This is a genomic window from Flavobacterium sp. P21 (assembly GCF_050632225.1).
Taxonomy (GTDB): domain Bacteria; phylum Bacteroidota; class Bacteroidia; order Flavobacteriales; family Flavobacteriaceae; genus Flavobacterium.
On sequence record NZ_CP192585.1, the window covers coordinates 1,056,180 to 1,074,323 of the forward strand.

Annotated in this window: 10 protein-coding genes and 7 pseudogenes; 6 read left to right on the forward strand and 11 right to left on the reverse strand. The window is 33.6% G+C overall.

The annotated features are described in order from the left end of the window. Positions 1 to 131: 131 nt before the first annotated feature. From accD to ACQ9BO_RS05190, 3 genes and pseudogenes are all read right to left on the reverse strand, one after another. On the reverse strand, positions 132 to 986 hold the full coding sequence (gene accD / locus ACQ9BO_RS05180) for an acetyl-CoA carboxylase, carboxyltransferase subunit beta (RefSeq protein ID WP_431243888.1): 855 nt from the start codon (positions 984 to 986) through the stop codon (positions 132 to 134). A gap of 107 nt (positions 987 to 1,093) precedes the next feature. Beyond that, positions 1,094 to 2,163 (reverse strand): annotated as a pseudogene (fbaA, locus tag ACQ9BO_RS05185) (class II fructose-bisphosphate aldolase). Between the two features lie 59 nt (positions 2,164 to 2,222). After that, positions 2,223 to 4,795: pseudogene (locus ACQ9BO_RS05190) on the reverse strand (BamA/TamA family outer membrane protein). A 37-nt stretch (positions 4,796 to 4,832) separates the two neighbouring features. On the opposite strand from ACQ9BO_RS05190, the gene ACQ9BO_RS05195 reads away from it, so the two are divergent. Further along, the gene (locus ACQ9BO_RS05195; protein WP_431243889.1) at positions 4,833 to 5,561 is read left to right on the forward strand and encodes a TrmH family RNA methyltransferase; all 729 of its coding nucleotides are present in this window, start codon (positions 4,833 to 4,835) and stop codon (positions 5,559 to 5,561) included. Positions 5,562 to 5,570: 9 nt separating this feature from the next. Here ACQ9BO_RS05195 and ACQ9BO_RS05200 read toward each other — a convergent pair. From ACQ9BO_RS05200 to ACQ9BO_RS05215, 4 genes and pseudogenes are all read right to left on the reverse strand, one after another. Then, positions 5,571 to 6,279 (reverse strand): annotated as a pseudogene (locus ACQ9BO_RS05200) (porin family protein). A gap of 1 nt (position 6,280) precedes the next feature. Next, positions 6,281 to 7,011 (reverse strand): annotated as a pseudogene (gene ubiE / locus ACQ9BO_RS05205) (bifunctional demethylmenaquinone methyltransferase/2-methoxy-6-polyprenyl-1,4-benzoquinol methylase UbiE). A gap of 591 nt (positions 7,012 to 7,602) precedes the next feature. Beyond that, positions 7,603 to 8,084, reverse strand: a pseudogene (locus tag ACQ9BO_RS05210) (dihydrofolate reductase). Positions 8,085 to 8,103: 19 nt separating this feature from the next. After that, positions 8,104 to 8,442, reverse strand: coding sequence for a 2TM domain-containing protein (locus ACQ9BO_RS05215; RefSeq protein WP_431243890.1), 339 nt, complete (start codon positions 8,440 to 8,442; stop codon positions 8,104 to 8,106). A gap of 244 nt (positions 8,443 to 8,686) precedes the next feature. Between ACQ9BO_RS05215 and ACQ9BO_RS05220 the strand changes: the two genes are divergently transcribed. Then, complete coding sequence (locus ACQ9BO_RS05220; protein WP_132990704.1) at positions 8,687 to 8,983, forward strand: isoamylase early set domain-containing protein; 297 nt, start codon at positions 8,687 to 8,689, stop codon at positions 8,981 to 8,983. 39 nt (positions 8,984 to 9,022) lie between these two features. Here the strand turns inward: ACQ9BO_RS05220 and ACQ9BO_RS05225 are convergent. The 4 genes and pseudogenes from ACQ9BO_RS05225 to ACQ9BO_RS05240 all read right to left on the reverse strand — a co-directional run bounded on the left by ACQ9BO_RS05225 (position 9,023) and on the right by ACQ9BO_RS05240 (position 12,618). Further along, positions 9,023 to 9,875: pseudogene (locus ACQ9BO_RS05225) on the reverse strand (thymidylate synthase). A gap of 93 nt (positions 9,876 to 9,968) precedes the next feature. Beyond that, positions 9,969 to 10,592 (reverse strand): bifunctional nuclease domain-containing protein, encoded by a 624-nt coding sequence (locus tag ACQ9BO_RS05230; RefSeq protein ID WP_431243891.1) that lies wholly within the window; start codon positions 10,590 to 10,592, stop codon positions 9,969 to 9,971. 164 nt (positions 10,593 to 10,756) lie between these two features. Beyond that, on the reverse strand, positions 10,757 to 11,725 hold the full coding sequence (locus ACQ9BO_RS05235; RefSeq protein ID WP_431243892.1) for an electron transfer flavoprotein subunit alpha/FixB family protein: 969 nt from the start codon (positions 11,723 to 11,725) through the stop codon (positions 10,757 to 10,759). A gap of 146 nt (positions 11,726 to 11,871) precedes the next feature. After that, a complete protein-coding gene (locus ACQ9BO_RS05240) occupies positions 11,872 to 12,618 on the reverse strand; it encodes an electron transfer flavoprotein subunit beta/FixA family protein (protein WP_431243893.1) in 747 nt (248 codons plus the stop codon). Positions 12,619 to 13,112: 494 nt separating this feature from the next. Here ACQ9BO_RS05240 and ACQ9BO_RS05245 point away from each other — a divergent pair. The 4 genes and pseudogenes from ACQ9BO_RS05245 to ACQ9BO_RS05260 all read left to right on the forward strand — a co-directional run bounded on the left by ACQ9BO_RS05245 (position 13,113) and on the right by ACQ9BO_RS05260 (position 18,097). Next, positions 13,113 to 14,089: pseudogene (locus ACQ9BO_RS05245) on the forward strand (pyruvate dehydrogenase complex E1 component subunit beta). Positions 14,090 to 14,152: 63 nt separating this feature from the next. After that, positions 14,153 to 16,657 (forward strand): DUF5686 family protein, encoded by a 2,505-nt coding sequence (locus tag ACQ9BO_RS05250; RefSeq protein WP_431243894.1) that lies wholly within the window; start codon positions 14,153 to 14,155, stop codon positions 16,655 to 16,657. A gap of 198 nt (positions 16,658 to 16,855) precedes the next feature. Beyond that, positions 16,856 to 17,455, forward strand: coding sequence for a DNA-3-methyladenine glycosylase family protein (locus tag ACQ9BO_RS05255; RefSeq protein ID WP_431243895.1), 600 nt, complete (start codon positions 16,856 to 16,858; stop codon positions 17,453 to 17,455). A 111-nt stretch (positions 17,456 to 17,566) separates the two neighbouring features. Further along, positions 17,567 to 18,097, forward strand: coding sequence for an inorganic diphosphatase (locus ACQ9BO_RS05260; RefSeq protein WP_320569747.1), 531 nt, complete (start codon positions 17,567 to 17,569; stop codon positions 18,095 to 18,097). Positions 18,098 to 18,144 lie beyond the last annotated feature (47 nt).

Below are 18,144 nucleotides of genomic sequence, written 5' to 3' on the forward strand. Positions count from 1 at the left end.
AAAATTCCGTAGGAATGAAATATTGGTAGCAACGGAATTTATTCCGTCACATGTATGATATGTCAATGTTTAATATAAAAAAATCCCAAGAAGGAATTTCTTGGGATTTTCTATTTTGAATAGTTTTAAAACTATCTAATTGTATTATTTTGAATCAAATCGATATATAAGTTGATCTTATCTTTCAATTCTTTTCTAGGCGTGATAAAGTCTAAGAAACCGTGCTCTAAAAGAAACTCAGCGGTTTGGAAACCTTCTGGCAAATCTTTTCCTGTAGTGTCACGTACAACACGAGGACCAGCAAAACCAATCAAAGCGCCTGGCTCAGAGATGTTGATGTCTCCTAACATAGCGTAAGATGCAGTTGTTCCTCCAGTTGTTGGATCGGTACAAAGAGAGATATAAGGTAATTTAGCTTCAGCTAATTGAGCTAGCTTTACAGAAGTTTTTGCTAATTGCATTAACGAATAAGCGACTTCCATCATACGAGCTCCACCAGATTTTGAAATCATTACAAAAGGCAATTTGTTTTTGATCGCGTGATCAATACCTCTTGCGATTTTCTCACCTACAACTGCTCCCATAGATCCACCAATAAAAGCGAAATCCATACAGCAGATTACAAGTTCTTTTCCTTTAGATTTTCCTACTCCCGTACGTACAGCGTCTTTTAAGTGAGTTTTTTCCATTACATCTTTCAATCTGTCTGCATATTTCTTTGTGTCAACAAAGTGCAAAGGATCTTTTGATGTCATGTTTTTATCTAACTCAACAAATTCGTTGTTGTCGAATAAAATTTCAAAATAGGTTGCGCTTCCAATTCGAACGTGAAAATCATCTTCAGGGCTAACGAATAAATTTCTCGCTAATTCGTCAGCATCAATAATTTTTCCAGTAGGAGATTTGTACCACAATCCTTTCGGAACGTCCATCTTATCTTCTGTAGCGGTCGTAATCCCTTTTTCTTGTCTTTTAAACCAAGCCATTTTTTTAATTTTAGAATGTAGATTTTAGATTTTAGATTTTTAATCTGATTCAGAAATTAGATTTCAGGCTTTTAGAAGTCTGAAATCTAAAATCAGAAATCTAAAATTTAAAGCGTGTTTACGTTATTTAAATCAGCAAAAGCTTGTTCAAGTCTTGCGTTGAATGTTACTTCGCTTTCACGAACCCATCTTCTTGGATCGTAATATTTTTTGTTTGGAGCATCAGGACCTTCTGGGTTTCCAATTTGAGATTTCAAATAATCTAAATTTTTAACCATATAATCACGGATTCCTTCAGTGTATGCAAATTGTAAATCTGTATCGATGTTCATTTTGATAACTCCGTAGCTGATACCTTCTCTGATTTCTTCAAGTGTAGAACCTGAACCTCCGTGGAAAACGAAGTCAACTGGATTGTGTCCTGTGTTGAATTTTTGTTGTACGAAATCCTGAGAATTTTTTAAGATTTTTGGAGTTAATTTTACGTTTCCTGGTTTGTAAACACCGTGAACGTTTCCAAAAGCGGCGAGCAATTGTGAATTTAGGGCTCACTTTAGATAATTCTTCGTAAGCGTAAGCTACTTCTTCTGGTTGAGTGTATAATTTTGAGCTATCAACATCAGAGTTGTCAACACCATCTTCTTCACCACCTGTAATACCAAGCTCGATTTCTAATGTCATACCCATTTTGCTCATTCTAGCTAAATATTCTTTACAGATCTCGATGTTTTCTTCGATTGGCTCCTCAGACAAATCGATCATGTGAGAACTGAATAATGGTTTTCCTGTTTCTGCGAAGTGTTTTTCAGAAGCGTCTAATAAACCATCAATCCAAGGCAATAATTTTTTTGCGCAGTGGTCAGTGTGTAAAATTACAGTTGCACCGTAAGCTTCAGCTAAAGTGTGAATATGTTTTGCTCCAGCGATTCCTCCAGCGATTGCCGCTTTTTCACCTGCGTTAGATAATCCTTTTCCAGCGTTGAATTGTGCTCCTCCGTTAGAAAATTGAATAATAACTGGTGCGTTTAGTTTTGTCTGCAGTTTCAAGTACACCGTTGATTGTGCTTGATCCAGTAACGTTTACTGCAGGAAGTGCAAATCCTTTTTCTTTTGCATAGTTAAAAATCTCCTGAACTTGGTCTCCTGTAGCAACTCCTGGTTTGATATTGTGTGCCATTGTAATTTTTTTATAGTTGTTTTTAGTTTTTAGGTTGCAAAAATAAGAATTAATTAGCATTAGAAAGGATAATTTATTCCAAAATTTAAAACAGAGTGCCCAAAATTGTATTCCTTAAACCATCTGTCTCCCTTCTCATGTGCCGGATTATAAGTCTTGAAGCCTAAATCCAATCGAACAACAAAAAAGCTTAAATCATAGCGTAAACCAAATCCTGTACCCAAAGCAATTTCAGCTAAATCGTTTACGTTGTTGAATCTTGCCTTTTCGTCAATCACGTTATCGAGTACATTCCAGATATTTCCAGCGTCTGCAAAAATTGCACCTTTGACATCTCCAAGAATTTTAAAACGATATTCGGCACTAAGCGCAATCTTCATATTTGCTTCGTTAAAATCATCCTTCGCATCTGTGCTTCCCGGACCTAATGAGTAAGGTTGCCATGCGCGGTTGTCATTTGAACCTCCTGAGTAATAACTTCGTGAAAACGGAATGTAATCTGAATTTCCAAAGGGAATTGCAATCCCAAAGAAACTTCTTACTGCTATTACATTTTCTTTTCCAAAATCCCAGTGTTTGATATAATCGAATTCGGTTTTGATGTATTCCGAATATTCTAAATTAAATATTTCGTAATTGCCATTGGTGTTTTTTGGCAGACTCGCAATGTTTGAAATCGCGGACAATAAAGTTCCTGCAGATTCTACTTTTGTTTTAAATTGATAGAACGTATTGTCTGCTAAATCTTTTTTAGTGGTTTTGGTAAACGTATAACTTGTCGCTAAAATAAAGTCATTTTCGGTCAAACGAACTCTTCGTTCTTCAATGCTTTCTACGTCTCTATATTGAGGGTCTCCAGGCTGTAATGCAGTTCTGTTATTCAATACGTCATCAGTAAATCCTGTAGTTCCTTGAGGAATGGTAAGGTTTTTTCTAGCTTGTTCTTCTGGTGTGGTTCCCCAGTTTTCATCATTTATGTTATAATCTTTACCTATGCCGTTTAATTCATCATATGAAGAAGTGTATACATTAAAGTAATTGTTCGGGTTTAAGTTTCGAACATATTGTGCGTTCAATAATTCTAATTTTGCTGTATTGTGACGTTTTGGCGACCAGTTGTAGGCAATTCCGCCCGTAAAGTTTTCTTTGTCCAAACCAATATTTCGCTGTTTCGAAAAACCGCTTGATATTGATGTGGAAGGAATCATTCTTTTCGGGATGATTTTTTCAGTTCCAAAAGGCATTAAAATCCTTGGGAAATTCAATTTCATATCAAGTCCATATTCTGAAACATTGAAGAAATTATTGTTAGGATTCGCCATATCTTTTGATGATCCAATATTCATTCTTGCCGAAATTTCAAGCGTTTCAGCACGATTAAATACATTTCGAATAGTTTCAGATATACTTGCCCCAATACCAAAATCCTGAATGTTAGAATGTGTTACATCGAGCGTTGCCCCGAAACTATATTTTTTTCTTGGTGTCAAATAAACATTGGCAATTAAAGATTGTGCGGTTGAATCTCTTTTATCGACTTCATATTGTATTGAAGGATAATTGAAGATTTTTAAATTGTTCAAATATCGAGAAGAAAGCGTTGTTCTCGTATCAGAGAAAATGCTTCCTTTTGTAATAAAAACGGCATCAGTAATAGCTCGCGGTTTGTATTTGATTTTTTTGTAACCGTATAAATTAAAGTTGTTGTACGAAATACTATCGTTGATTTTTGATTTTGCATTAGCTGGTGAATAATCAGTATAAATATTCACATCGCTGATTTTATACAATTTAAATGGTTCTGTTCTGCTTGAATCTTTTTCTTGTATGCTGTTATTGTTGATGATTAAGTTTACATCGGCTTTGTTTTTTTGCCAATAGTATCAATATCAAAAGTCACATAAGTCGGTTGAAAATAATAAGCGCCATTGTTTCTGAAGTACGTTGTAATACGGTTTTTTTCTTCTTCAAAATCAGTGGTTTTATATTGGTTTCCAGATTTTAAAAGCGAAGGTTCTCTGCTTGTGTGATAAAGCGAGTCTAATGCAGGAGTCAAAATCGTAGTTCTGATAGAATCTAATGTATAGGCTGGTCCAGTCGTGATGTTGTAGTTTATTTTGGCTCTTTTGATTCCAACAGTGTCAATAGTATAATCTGTTTGTACTTTGAAAAAACCATTATTTAAATAGTAATATTTTAAACGAAGCAAAGATTTTCTTGTTTTTGCAGTATCAATAATTACAGGAGCTTCTCCCGTATTTTTTAAGAAATCATTTAAGCCTTTATTTATAAAAGATTGGCCAAGACGATCGACCTGTTTAGCTGATAATAATTTCGACCAACGCTCATATCTACCCGGATGATTGTCAAATTTTGCTTTATAAGTAGAGTCAGGATTTAAATTGGCTAAGTTGTATAAATTCAAACGCAATTTAAAACCCAACAGTTTTCCGTTTGGTTTTTGGTACATTTGATTCGTGGCAATTTCATCATTTGATGATTTTCCGTTTACAAGAATATTATTTTTTACAAGAAGGTTTTTTCCATCTGGAACTCTTTTTACGGCATTACAAGCACAAATAAGTGTTGCTATTAGAATAAATGCTGTTATTTTTGTGGAATTATTTTTCAAGTGTTTATAAATATTTAATTCAAAAGTACATTATTTTATGGTTAGTAAAAACCAAATAAAACTTATCTCAGGCTTACATCAAAAAAAACAGCGTTTTGCAAATCAATTATTTTTTGCGGAAGGAGTAAAAGTAATTCAAGAATTGTTGCAATCCAACTTTGAATTAGAGCATTTGTACACCACGCAAAATGATTTTGAGGCGGTTCAATCTTCAAAACGTACTCTTATTAATGAACAGGAGTTAAAGAAAATAAGTGCTTTGTCAACTCCAAATACTTGTTTGGCAGTATTCAAAATCCCTGCCGAAAATAAAATAATCGAATCAGGATTGATTTTGGCTTTAGACGACATTCGTGATCCCGGAAATTTGGGGACAATTATGCGCCTTTGCGACTGGTTTGGCATCAAACAAATCATTTGCTCTAAAGAAACTGTAGATATTTATAACCCAAAAGTGGTTCAGGCTACAATGGGATCTATAACCAGAGTAAATGTAAATTATATTGATTTGAAAAGCTTTATCGCTCAAACAAAACTGCCAATTTTTGGAACTTTTATGGATGGCGAAAACATTTATAAATCAAATTTGCCAGAAAAAGGAATCATTATTATGGGCAATGAAGCCAATGGTATTTCGGCAGAAATTGAAAAAATGGTCACAAGCCGACTCACAATTCCACGATTTGGAAAGCCGCAAAAAACCGAAAGTTTAAATGTAGCTACTGCAACAGCAATTATTCTCAGTGAATTTAAACGAAATAGTTAGCTATTTGTTTTAGTGAAAAGTAAAATTTATTAAAATGGCTCTAGATTTCATAGAATCTATATTTCCTGTCCAAGGACTGTTTGGGTCATTATCTCTAACTAATTCGTCAGTGATGCCAAACATTCCTCTGATTGACGGTGAAAAAATGAAATATTCTGTAAAGAAATCAATTCCAACACCCATTTCATAAGTCAGCCGTCCAAGGTTTTACTCTGAATTTTTGTCGCGAATTATCATCTTGAGATTTTGAATTGCTCGATAAATTCAGCGTTGTCGACATTCCGCCAACTAGGTAAGGGCGGATATTTCCTGTACGCAAAGAAGAGAATTTCAGCAATAAAGGAAAATGGATATAAGTACTGTTCACTTCTCTCAAATAGTCATTTTGAGAAGGGAAATTTGGATAATATAAATCACGTTTTGTATAGTATAAACCTGGTTCAAAACGCAGGTTTATATACTCCTGTAATCTTAAATCTGCAACAACACCAACATTAAATCCGGTAGTTTTTTTTACCTGAATATCTTGGTTCACAACATTTTTATAGTCAAATTTAAAGTCAAAGCTATTGAATCCTAAATAGTAACCAAAATAAAGGCGTTGTTTTTGCCAGTTTTCAAGGTTTATAATGGGATCTTTGCTAAACATGTTTTTAGCAAATTGCGAATACCCTTTTGTCGATAAGACTAATAAAATTAAGATTACTGTTTTTTTCATACTATTTTTTAGAAGCAGAATAAATGGTTGCAACTCCGAAGGTTTGAGGCATAGCCACAACATCTATAAACCCAATTTTTCTCAAAATATTGTTTAATGCTTCTCCGTAAGGAAAAGCCGCGACAGATTCTGATAAATAACCATAAGCAGAATTATCTTTAGAAAATAATTTCCCGATTATTGGGAGGATGTTTTTGCTGTAAAATTTATACCCTTGTTTGTATGGAGTTTTATCTGGAACAGAAGTTTCAAGAATTACAAATATGCCGTTTGGTTTTAAAACTCTTAAAATTTCGGCAAATCCTTTTTCTAAATTTTCAAAGTTTCGAACACCAAAACCAACAGTTATAGCATCAAAATAATTGTCTTCAAAAGGAATATTTTCAGAATCTCCCAAAACCAAATCAATAGTATTTGAAAGATTTTTTTCGGCTACTTTCTTTTTCCCAACTTCAAGCATTCCCGCCGAAATATCCAAACCGATTATTTTTTCTGCATTGGTTTGTGCCATTAAAATAGCTAGGTCACCAGTTCCAGTAGCAATATCAAGAATGACTTTTGGCTTTGTGTCAGATACTATTTTTAATACTTTTTTCGCCATTTCACATCAATCCCAAATGAGATGACACGGTTCAAATTATCATAGTTCCCAGAAATGTTGTCAAACATTTGGGCAACCTGCTCTTTCTTCCCTAAAGAAGAGTCTTTATATGGAGTTATTTTTTCAGACATTTTTTTTATTTAGGCAAATATAATACAATCTGACTTAACTGTAATTGGCTTTTTCAATTTGTAAAACAAATGTTTTAAAAGCGAGATTTTTGATGTTGCGAGCTCGCTGTTTTTGTTTGTTGAAGCATATCACCAAAAGTGGGTATTTTAAAAAAATCACCAAAAGTGGGTATTGTGTAGCGCTGGATTTATGCACAAATTTGTCAAAGATAAAATGATGAAAATTTTAATGATTGATTGAAAAATATGACTTAAATCAAATGGTTGCTTCTTTTGCACTGGTAATTCAGTTGTTCTTGTAAGTAGTTTTGAAATGCTGTTCTTAAAAGCAAGATCATTTTAAAAGTTAAGTGCAAAGTACGTTCTTAGGATTAAATTTGTTTTTGGAAATTTTAATTTTCTTGCCTTTAATATCTTAGTGGTATTTGTTATTAAAGGCGTTTTGAGACTTGTTCTCAAATTAACATTTATGTTATTCAGTTATTTCAAGTGTTTACACATTTGTGATTTTTTTACCAAAACTATTTCTCGAAAGAGTCAAAATCTTAAAATCAATTGTTTAAAAAACATCCTTCACAAGAGGATGTTTTTTTATTTACGGATATACGTTTCGTAAGTGTAATCATAAAGATGTTTGTCATCTTTAAAGTTTTCTTCTGATTCTACCAGCATCCACTCGTTTTCGTTGATTTTTGGAAAAAAGTATCTGCATCAAAAGCATGATGTACTTTGGTTATTTCAATTATATCAGCATAAGGCATTGCAAGATTGTAAATTTCACCCCCGCCAATGATGTATGAATCTTCATTTTCAGGACAAACAGCAATTGCTTTTTCGATACTGTCAACTACAATGCGGCCTTCAGGCTGATAATCGGTTTGGCGTGTTATGATAACATGAGTTCTGTTAGGCAAAGGTTTTGGGAAACTTTCAAAAGTCTTTCTTCCCATAATAATGTAATGATTCGTTGTAAGCGATTTGAATCTTTTGAAATCATTTGGCAAATGCCATACTAAATCATTATTTTTTCCGAGAGCATTGTTTTCGGCTACAGCCGCTATCATTATAATCATGGCATTCTAAACTAAAATTTTATTTTTCAGTATCCGCATTTATTTTGGATTCTAATTGACTGATTCTTTTCTGCCGCAGTGCAACAAGCCTGTCAATTTGTTCTCTTTCCCATTTTTTATTCATGAATCGGTCTGTAATATAGACTTTTATAAAGTGTAAAATAAACAAAAAGAGCCATATAGTAATTCCCCATATACACCAATTTTGATTTGTTCCAGCTCCAAAACCGAAAAATCTATTGGCAACAAATAAAAATAAGCTTCCGATTAGAAAAAGAACAAAATGAAAATACAGGATTTTCTTTTGTCTGAGTCTTCTTCTGGCATATTCATACTGTTCGTGTACTTCTTTTTCCATAAGATATTAAATGAAATGAGGTTATAAAGTTAAAATTTATTTTGAAAACAAGGAATTTTGATTCTATAATATTTGCTCTTGAAGTAGTTAAGAATTTGAAATCAAAAAATTATTGTGGATTAATTTATGGATATGATTAAAATAAATATGCATTTTTGCTATTGTCGTAAATCGGATAATGGAGTATTGAAAGTTCAGTCGAATTTGTGTAACTTAGACATATCAATCTAAAAACTAAATAGTTATGTCTTTAAAGAAGCAATTTATCAAAACAAAACCAGTGGTAAAAGTTACTTTTTCTGTAGAAGCTAAAGATGCAAGTACTGCGGCTGTAGTTGGAGATTTTAATAATTGGAATCCAGAAGAAGGAACTTTGAGTAAGTTAAAAAATGGAACTTTTAAAGCGACTTATGATTTGGTGAAAGATGCCATTTATGAGTTTAAGTATTTAATTGACGGAGTTTATGTTAACGAGCCTGAGGCAGATTCTTATAAATGGAATGATTTTGCTGGAAGCGAAAATAGTGTCCTGGCAGTATAAAAAAATCCGCTTAAATTCTAAGCGGATTTTTTTATGTTTTTATACAGCTACACTTCCTTTTATCCCCGGATGTGGTTCATAGTCTACAAGTGTGAAATCGTCATAATCAAAATCAAAAATGTTTTTAATTGCAGGATTCAAAATCATTTTTGGAAGAGGTTTTGGTTCTCTCGAAAGTTGCAGTTCCAATTGCTCAAAGTGATTGTTGTAAATGTGCGCGTCTCCAAAAGTGTGAATAAACTCACCAGCTTCAAGATCGCAAACTTGAGCAATCATCATGGTTAATAATGCATAAGAAGCAATGTTGAAAGGAACTCCTAAAAAGATATCAGCGCTTCGCTGATACAGCTGACAAGAAAGTTTGCCTTTGGTTTCTCCTTTTTCTAAATCGGGACTCGAAACATAAAATTGGAAAAAGGCATGGCATGGAGGCAAGGCAGACTTTGTTGTTTGCTACATTTTCCTCAAAAGATTTTTTAGTGTCTGGCAAAACTGAAGGATTCCAAGCCGAAACCAGCATTCTGCGACTGTTTGGATTTGTCTTCAATTCGGTGATTAACTCAGATATCTGGTCAATTTCTTCACTGTTCCAATTGCGCCATTGATGACCATAAACTGGTCCCAAATCACCATTAGAATCAGCCCATTCATCCCAGATTTTAACGCCGTTTTCTTGAAGGTATTTGATGTTGGTATCTCCTTTTAAAAACCAAAGCAATTCGTAAATAATTGATTTTAAATGAAGTTTTTTAGTGGTAACCATTGGAAAACCTTCACTTAAATCAAAACGCATTTGGTAGCCAAAAACACTTTTTGTTCCGGTTCCTGTTCTATCTCCTTTTTGATTGCCGTTTTCTAAAACGTGTTTTACTAAATCTAAGTATTGCTTCATCTTCGTTTAATCGTTTAATCGTGGATTATGTTTAATTGTAAATTTGTTTAATCGACTTAACGATTCAACGGTTTAACGATTAAACATTAAAAATTATCTTCTAGAGATTTCGTCTCTGATTTTTGCGGCTTTTTCGTAATCTTCCTGAGAAACTGCCTGATCCAAAAGCTCATTTAATTCTTGCAATGAGTGTTTTGCATAAACATCGCCAGATTGATTGCTTTCTTCTTCATGTCCAAAAGTTTCCGGATTAGAAAGTACATCGTCGATTTCTTGAGAACCTTGGTCGCCATCTCCAGAATTTGATTTTAAATAAATTCCGGCTTTGTCTAAAATGTTTTTATAGGTAAAAATTGGTGCGTTGAAACGCAATGCTAATGCAATTGCATCTGAAGTTCTCGCGTCAATAATTTCTTCGATTTTATCTCTTTCGCAGATCAAACTAGAATAAAAAACACCATCAACAAGTTTGTGTATGATTACTTGTTTTACAACAATGTCAAATCGCTCTGCGAAGTTTTTGAATAAATCATGTGTTAATGGGCGAGGAGGTTTGATCTCTTTTTCTAAGGCAATAGCAATCGATTGGGCTTCAAAAGCGCCAATTACGATAGGTAATTTTCTTTCGCCATCAACTTCATTCAAAATTAAGGCATAAGCGCCATTTTGAGTTTGGCTGTATGAAATTCCTTTTATGGATAATTTTACTAGACTCATATATGATTGAAAAAAGGGCACTTAGCGCCACATTTTAATACTTTTTTTGATTAGAAAATAAAGGTGCAATTTTAATCAAAAAATATCGAACAAAAAAGTCTGCCTTAAAACAAAGATACGATTATCTTGTTTTTAGGCGACTATATTATTTAAGAATTCTTAGATTAAGAATGCTGAGCTTTGAAAGCTTTAAGTTTCTCTGTTAATTGAGGAACAATTTCAAAAGCATCTCCAACAATACCGTAATCTGCAACTTTAAAGAAAGGCGCTTCTGGGTCATTGTTGATTACAACTTTAACTTTAGATGAGTTGATTCCGGCAATATGCTGAATTGCTCCAGAAATTCCGATTGCAATGTATAAATTAGTTGCTACTGGTTTTCCTGTTTGACCAACGTGCTCGCTGTGAGGTCTCCATCCTAAATCAGAAACTGGTTTAGAGCATGCTGTTGCGGCGCCTAAAACTTCAGCTAGATTTTCAACTAATCCCCAGTTTTCTGGACCTTTTAATCCGCGTCCGCCAGAAACTACGATATCAGCATCAGCGATAGAAACTTTTCCGGTTACTTTTTCTACAGATTCTACTTTTACGCCAAAATCATTATCTCCAATTGTTGGATTGAAATCTTCCGCATTGCTTGCTCCTGCACTTTCGAAAATACCGTAAGAGTTTTTAGCTAAACCAAGAACTTTTACATCTGTATCGATTTGAGTGATATTGAAAGCTTTGTTAGAGAAAGCATTTCTTTTTACTTGAAAAGGAGAAGTGCTAACTGGCAATCCCACAACATTTGAAGCAAAACCAGCATTTAAAGCTACTGCAACTAATGATGAAAGATAAATACTGTCTGTTGTTGAAGAAAGCAAAACTACTTTTGTTCCTTCTTTTTCAGCGACTTGTTTGATTACATCGGCGTATGCCTTAGCTGTAAATCCTGCTAATTTATCGTTATTTACTTTTAGAACTTTATCAACGCCGTATTTGCCTAATTCGCTTACATCGCTGATGTTTACAGTCAAAGCTGTAACTGTAGTTCCTAATGATTCTGCTACTTTTTTAGCGTAAGAAGCTAATTCGAAAGCAACTTTTTTAAATTTTCCTTCTGCAGATTCTGCATATATTAATATTGACATAACAATTTTAGATTTTAGATTTTAGATTTCAGATTTTTGAAAATGAAAACTAAAAAGATTATTGATTTTAGATTTTGAAGTGAATCAAATGTTGAGTTTTAGATTTAGTATTGCAATCAGCAATCTAAAATCTAAAGTCTACAATCTTAAATCACCTTAGCTTCGTTGTGTAATAAATTGATTAACTCATCTAAATTATCTGCAGAAACTAATTTTACTGCTGATTTTGGAGCTGGTTTTTCAAATTTCACTGCTTTTGTATTTACTGTCGCGTCAACTGGCTCAAGAATAGTCAAGGCTTTAGTTCTTGCAGTCATAATTCCTCTCATGTTCGGGATACGTAAATCTTTTTCTTCAACAAGACCTTTTTGACCACCAATAATTAAAGGTAGTGTAGTACTTACAGTTTCTTTTCCACCGTCGATTTCACGAACTGCTTTTACGTTGTTTCCGTCAACAGTTATTGCTGTACAAGAATTTAAGAAATTAGAACCTAAAATTCCAGCAATCATTCCTGGAACCATTCCTCCATTATAATCTAAAGACTCTTTTCCTGCAATTACAAGATCGTAACCTCCATTTTTAATTACTTCAGCTAATTGTTTTGCAACAAAAAATCCATCAGTTGGGTTAGCGTTTACACGAATCGCTTCGTTTGCGCCAATTGCCAATGCTTTACGCAAAGTTGGTTCAGTATCTGGTCCTCCAACATTAACAACAGTTACCGTTGCTCCTTGTTGTTCTTGAAACCAAATAGCACGTGTTAAACCAAATTCGTCATTTGGATTGATTACATATTGTACACCATTGGTATCAAATTCTGAATCACCGTTGGTAAAGTTAATTTTTGAAGTAGTATCAGGCACATGGCTGATGCAAACCAATATTTTCATAAGTATATATTTTGAATTTAATAATATGCTTTGACAAATTTAGAAATTAAAATCGGAATAATATACTATGCATGCATAATATTTTTTAAAAACTATTACGTTTTCGAAGATTTTGAAATTTGGAAGTGGTTTTGCCCAAATGTAAAATCGAAAATTCAGTTATTTTGCCTGATCCTTAGCAAATTCGTAATGGCCTGAAGGGTGTCAACTGTTAAAATTAGGGCAGATTTATACTAAATTTTGATCAATTCCGTTTAAATGGTCGAATTTGAATAAATCAGAATTACACAAATAGGGTTGGATTTGTATGAAAAGTGTTTTTCGGAAGAGAATAATAACAATTATATCGATTTCGTAAATATCACAATAAGTTTTAAAAAGTTAAAAGCATGAGAAGAGAAGAAAGTTCGTGCGATTTTAAATTCAATTTATGCTTTTAAGTGATTTAAAATATTTATTTTTGCTCTTCAGAAAATTCAACATACAATATAAATATGAGAACAATACAATTTAGAGAGGCCATTTGCGAAGCGATGAGCGAAGAAATGCGTCGCGATGAATCCATATATTTAATGGGAGAAGAGGTTGCAGAATACAACGGAGCTTACAAAGCTTCAAAAGGAATGCTTGCTGAGTTTGGTGAAAAAGAGTAATCGATACTCCAATTGCTGAGCTTGGTTTTTCAGGAATTGCAGTAGGTTCTGCAATGAACGGAAACCGCCCAATTGTAGAATATATGACATTCAACTTCTGTTTAGTTGGTATTGATCAAATTATAAATAACGCCGCTAAAATGCGTCAAATGACTGGTGGACAATTTAATGTGCCAATCGTTTTCCGTGGACCAACTGCTTCTGCAGGTCAATTAGGAGCTACTCACTCACAAGCTTTAGAAAACTGGTTTGCAAACACTCCAGGTCTTAAAGTTGTTGTTCCTTCAACTCCATATGATGCAAAAGGACTTTTGAAATCAGCTATTCGTGATAACGATCCAGTTATTTTCATGGAATCTGAGCAAATGTACGGAGACAAAGGTGAAGTGCCAGACGGAGAATACACAATTCCTCTAGGTGTTGCTGATGTAAAACGTGAAGGAACAGATGTAACAATTGTTTCTTTCGGAAAAATCATCAAAGAAGCTTTCATTGTCGCTGATGAATTAGCGAAAGAAGGAATCTCTTGTGAAATTATCGATTTAAGAACAGTTCGTCCAATGGACAAAGATGCGATCTTAAAATCGGTTAAGAAAACAAACCGTTTAGTAATTCTTGAAGAAGCTTGGCCAGTTGCCAGCCTTTCTTCTGAAATCACATATATTGTTCAGGAACAAGCATTCGATTTCCTTGATGCGCCAATTCAGCGTATCACAACTGCTGATACTCCTGCGCCTTACTCTCCTGTATTGCTTAAAGACTGGTTGCCAAACGCTGGTGATGTAGTAAAAGCAGTAAAGAAAGTAATGTACAAATAAGAAATTCAACAATACTTATAAAACTTCATCAGTCATATTAATTGATGAAGTTTTTTTTGCCAAATGATAAAAAGAATAATTTTACTCAGCCTATTTTTTGTATTCGCCTTTGTGAATCTTGGAACTGCACAAACAAAAGTGAGTGGAATTGTTTTGGACAAATCAAATCAGCCGATTCCTTTTGCAAATGTTGTTTTCAAAGGTTCTAATACCGGAATTGTTTCTAATGAAGACGGACGTTTTTATCTAGAATCACCAAATACTTATACTGCTTTGCTAGTAAGTTCCGCAGGATTTTCAGATAAGGAAGTTCCTCTGGAAAAAGCAGTCAATTATAATTTCAAAATTATTTTGTTTGAAGAGCAAGTGTTGAACGAAGTTGTAATTTATACCGGAAAAACTTCTAAAAAGAATAATCCTGCATTAGATATTTTGAGGAAAATTTGGGAAAGAAAACGTAAAAACGGACTTTACCAATTCAACCAATATCAGATGCAGAAGTACGAAAAAGTCGAGTTTGACATGAACACGATCGACAGTGCTTTGATGAAAAACAAACTCTTTAAAGGAATGGAGTTTATCTTTGATCATGTTGATACTTCTGATGTTACGGGTAAAACGTATCTTCCAATTTTTATCAACGAATCAGTTTATGATGTTTACGGAGATAATAAATTAAAGAAAGTAAAAGAAAATTTAACAGGAAATAAAATGTCTGGTTTTAACGGAAATCAGCAGATTTTATCTTTCGTAAAAGACCTTTATTCAGATTATAATATTTACGACAATCACCTTAAATTTTTTGATAAGAGTTTTACGAGTCCACTTTCAAAAACAGGAATTGATGTTTACAACTATGTTTTGAAAGACAGTGCTTTTGTCGATAAAAAATGGTGTTATAATATTGTTTTTTATCCAAGACGTAAAAACGAATTGACATTTAAAGGAGATTTTTGGGTTAATGACACCACTTTTGCCATCAAGAAAATTAATATGGGCGTGACGAAAAGTGCCAATATTAACTGGGTAAAAGATATTTATATTGAGCAAGAATTTGAAGTAGAAAACGATTCGGTTTTCCTTTTGACACGTGATTATATGATGTCTGATTTTGCTTTGAATAAAAAAGAAAAATCAAAAGGTGTTTATGGAAAGCGAACAACTTTGTATCGTAATCATAAATTCAATATTCAGAAACCAGAGAAATTTTATAAAGAAGAAGTCAATTTTATAGACAATGCTGTGTACGACCGACCACCTGAATTTTGGGAGGAAAATCGTTTTGAGAAATTAAATAAAGACGAAGCAGGAATTTATAAAATGCTCGACACACTACAAACGGTCAAGCGATTCAAGCAATTGTATAGTCTCGTCTCCATTTTAGGAAGTGGTTATGTCGAGTTTAAAAACTTCGATTATGGCCCGATTTTTTCGACTTTTGGTTATAATGAAGTCGAAGGTTTAAGGGTGAGAGTTGGAGGACGAACTTATTTTGGACCAAATGATCCTTGGCGTGTTCAAGCTTATACGGCGTATGGTTTTAACGATAACAAATTCAAATACGGAGTTTCTGGAAAATGGATGGTTGATAAGAAAAATCGAATCATTATTTCTGGAGGAAACAGGCGCGACATTGAGCAAATTGGAGCGAGCTTGACTACGACAAATGATATTTTAGGGCGAAGTTTTGCTTCTTCAGCTTTGTTTACAACGAGCAGTAACGGAAAATTGACGAATATTAATTTGAGTAATGTTTCGTTTGAAATTGAAGCCAAGAAGAATTTTATAATTCAAACGGGTTTTTCATATCGAACTTTAGAATCGGCCTCACCAACATTTAGCTTGGATTATTACAGTACTTTGCCTAGTCCATCAAATCCTGCTGGAGTCATTCAGAGTAAAGTAAGGCAATCAGAGGCTAATATTCAATTTGAATACATGCCAAACCGAAAAACCATCGGTTATGGTGTTGAAAGAGATTTAGTTGATAGCCCGTTTAGTCATTTCTTTGTGAATTTCAGTTATGGATTAAAAGGTGTTTTTGAAAGTGATTTTGCATACGAAAAAATTCAGATCTATTACAAACAACCAATTATTATTGGACCTTTGGGCAGAACAGATATTATTGTTGAAACAGGAAAAACGTTTGGCACAATTCCGTTAGGATTGATGAGCGTTGTTCCAGGAAACCAAACATACTGGACTATTGAAAATACCTTTAGCAATTTAAATTTCTACGAATTTGTTACTGATCAATATACCACTTTGCAATGGCAACATAATTTTCAAGGAAGATTGTTTGCAAGGGTTCCATTTATGAGAAAACTAAACTGGAGAGAATTTATTGGAATTAAAGCGGTTCATGGAACTATTTCGGATGCCAATAGAGCAATTAATGCTTCTGGTCAACCTTACAATGCTCCGGAAAATGTTTACTGGGAATATAATGCGGGAATCGGAAATATTTTTAAAGTATTCCGAATTGATTTTTCTTGGAGAGGGAATTATTTGAATATGCCTGATGCTAATAAATTTGCTGTAAAAGGATCTTTTGGATTCTATTTTTAAAGTTGCAAAGTTTCAAAGTTACAAAGTCGCAAAGGTTTAAAATCTTTGCGATTTTTTTTGTTCTCGCAGATTTTGCAGATCGGGCAGATTATTCTATCAGCTTAATCTGCAAAATCTGCGAGAGATAAAAAACTTTGCGCTTCTGTGCCTTTGCGAGATTTTTATATAATTTTGATAAGTGACTTAAACACAAGGACCATGCAAGAAGCCATCAATTTTCTTTTATCTAAAAATCCAATATTTCAAGAAATTATTGATAAATATGGAATGCCTCAAATTCCAAGACGCCCTCAAGGTTTTGAAACTTTGGTATTGCTTATATTGGAACAACAGGTTTCTATCGATTCGGCGAAAGCCACATTCTTAAAAATCAAAGCTCATAAAGACTGTAATCCAGAAAACATGGCTGTTTTGTCTGATGAAGAATTTAGAAGTCTTGGCGTAAGCCGACAAAAAACAAAATACATTAAGATTTTGGCAGAAGCCATTTTAAATAAAGATTTAGATTTAGAAAGTCTGCCTTCAAAATCGGCAAAAGAGGTTCGGGAGGAACTCATAAAACTCAAAGGAATCGGAAATTGGACTATCGATATTTATTTGATGTTTTGTTTGGAAGAGCCCGATTTGATTCCGCTTGGTGATATTGCAGTTGTAAATACAATGAAAGAATTGTTCAACATTCATGACAAACAGGAAATGGAAATTCATGCCGAACAATGGATTCCGTATCGGTCATATGCAACCTATTTGCTTTGGCATCATTACTTAAAAAAGCGAAATCGAACAATTACCTATTAAATGCTTGTTTTTTAATACATAATACAGATAATTTAACCTGTTTTTTTATTGTAAAAATAGAATGTTTGGTTACTTTTGCAACCGAAATTATAAGATATAATAAAAAAGAAAATGACCGCAGACAAACTAACGACTTTCGATGTATTAATCGAAATACCAAGAGGAAGCAGAAATAAATACGAGTACGATTTTGAAATCAAAAGAATGCGTTTCGACAGAATGTTGTTCTCTTCAATGATGTACCCAGCTGATTATGGATTTATTCCAGAAACTTTAGCTCTTGATGGTGACCCTCTTGATGTATTGGTTTTAGTAAACGAACCAACTTTCCCTGGATGTGTAATGGAAGTTAAGCCAATTGGAGTTTTCCACATGGCAGATGATAAAGGACCAGACGAAAAAATTATTTGTGTACCAGTTTCAGATCCAATCTGGAATTCATTATCAGACTTATCAGATATCAACCCTCACTTAGTAAAAGAAATCGAGCACTTTTTCCAAGTTTATAAAGATCTTGAAAACAAAAAAGTAGATGTTGAAGGATGGGGAGATGTGAAAGAAGCATACGAAATTATTGCAGAATGCACTAAGCGTTTTGACGATATTGAAAATAAACCAGCAGGATTATTTAGCATTAAATAATTTTAGCATTCATATTTTATAAAAAAAGCAATACTCCGTTAGGAGTA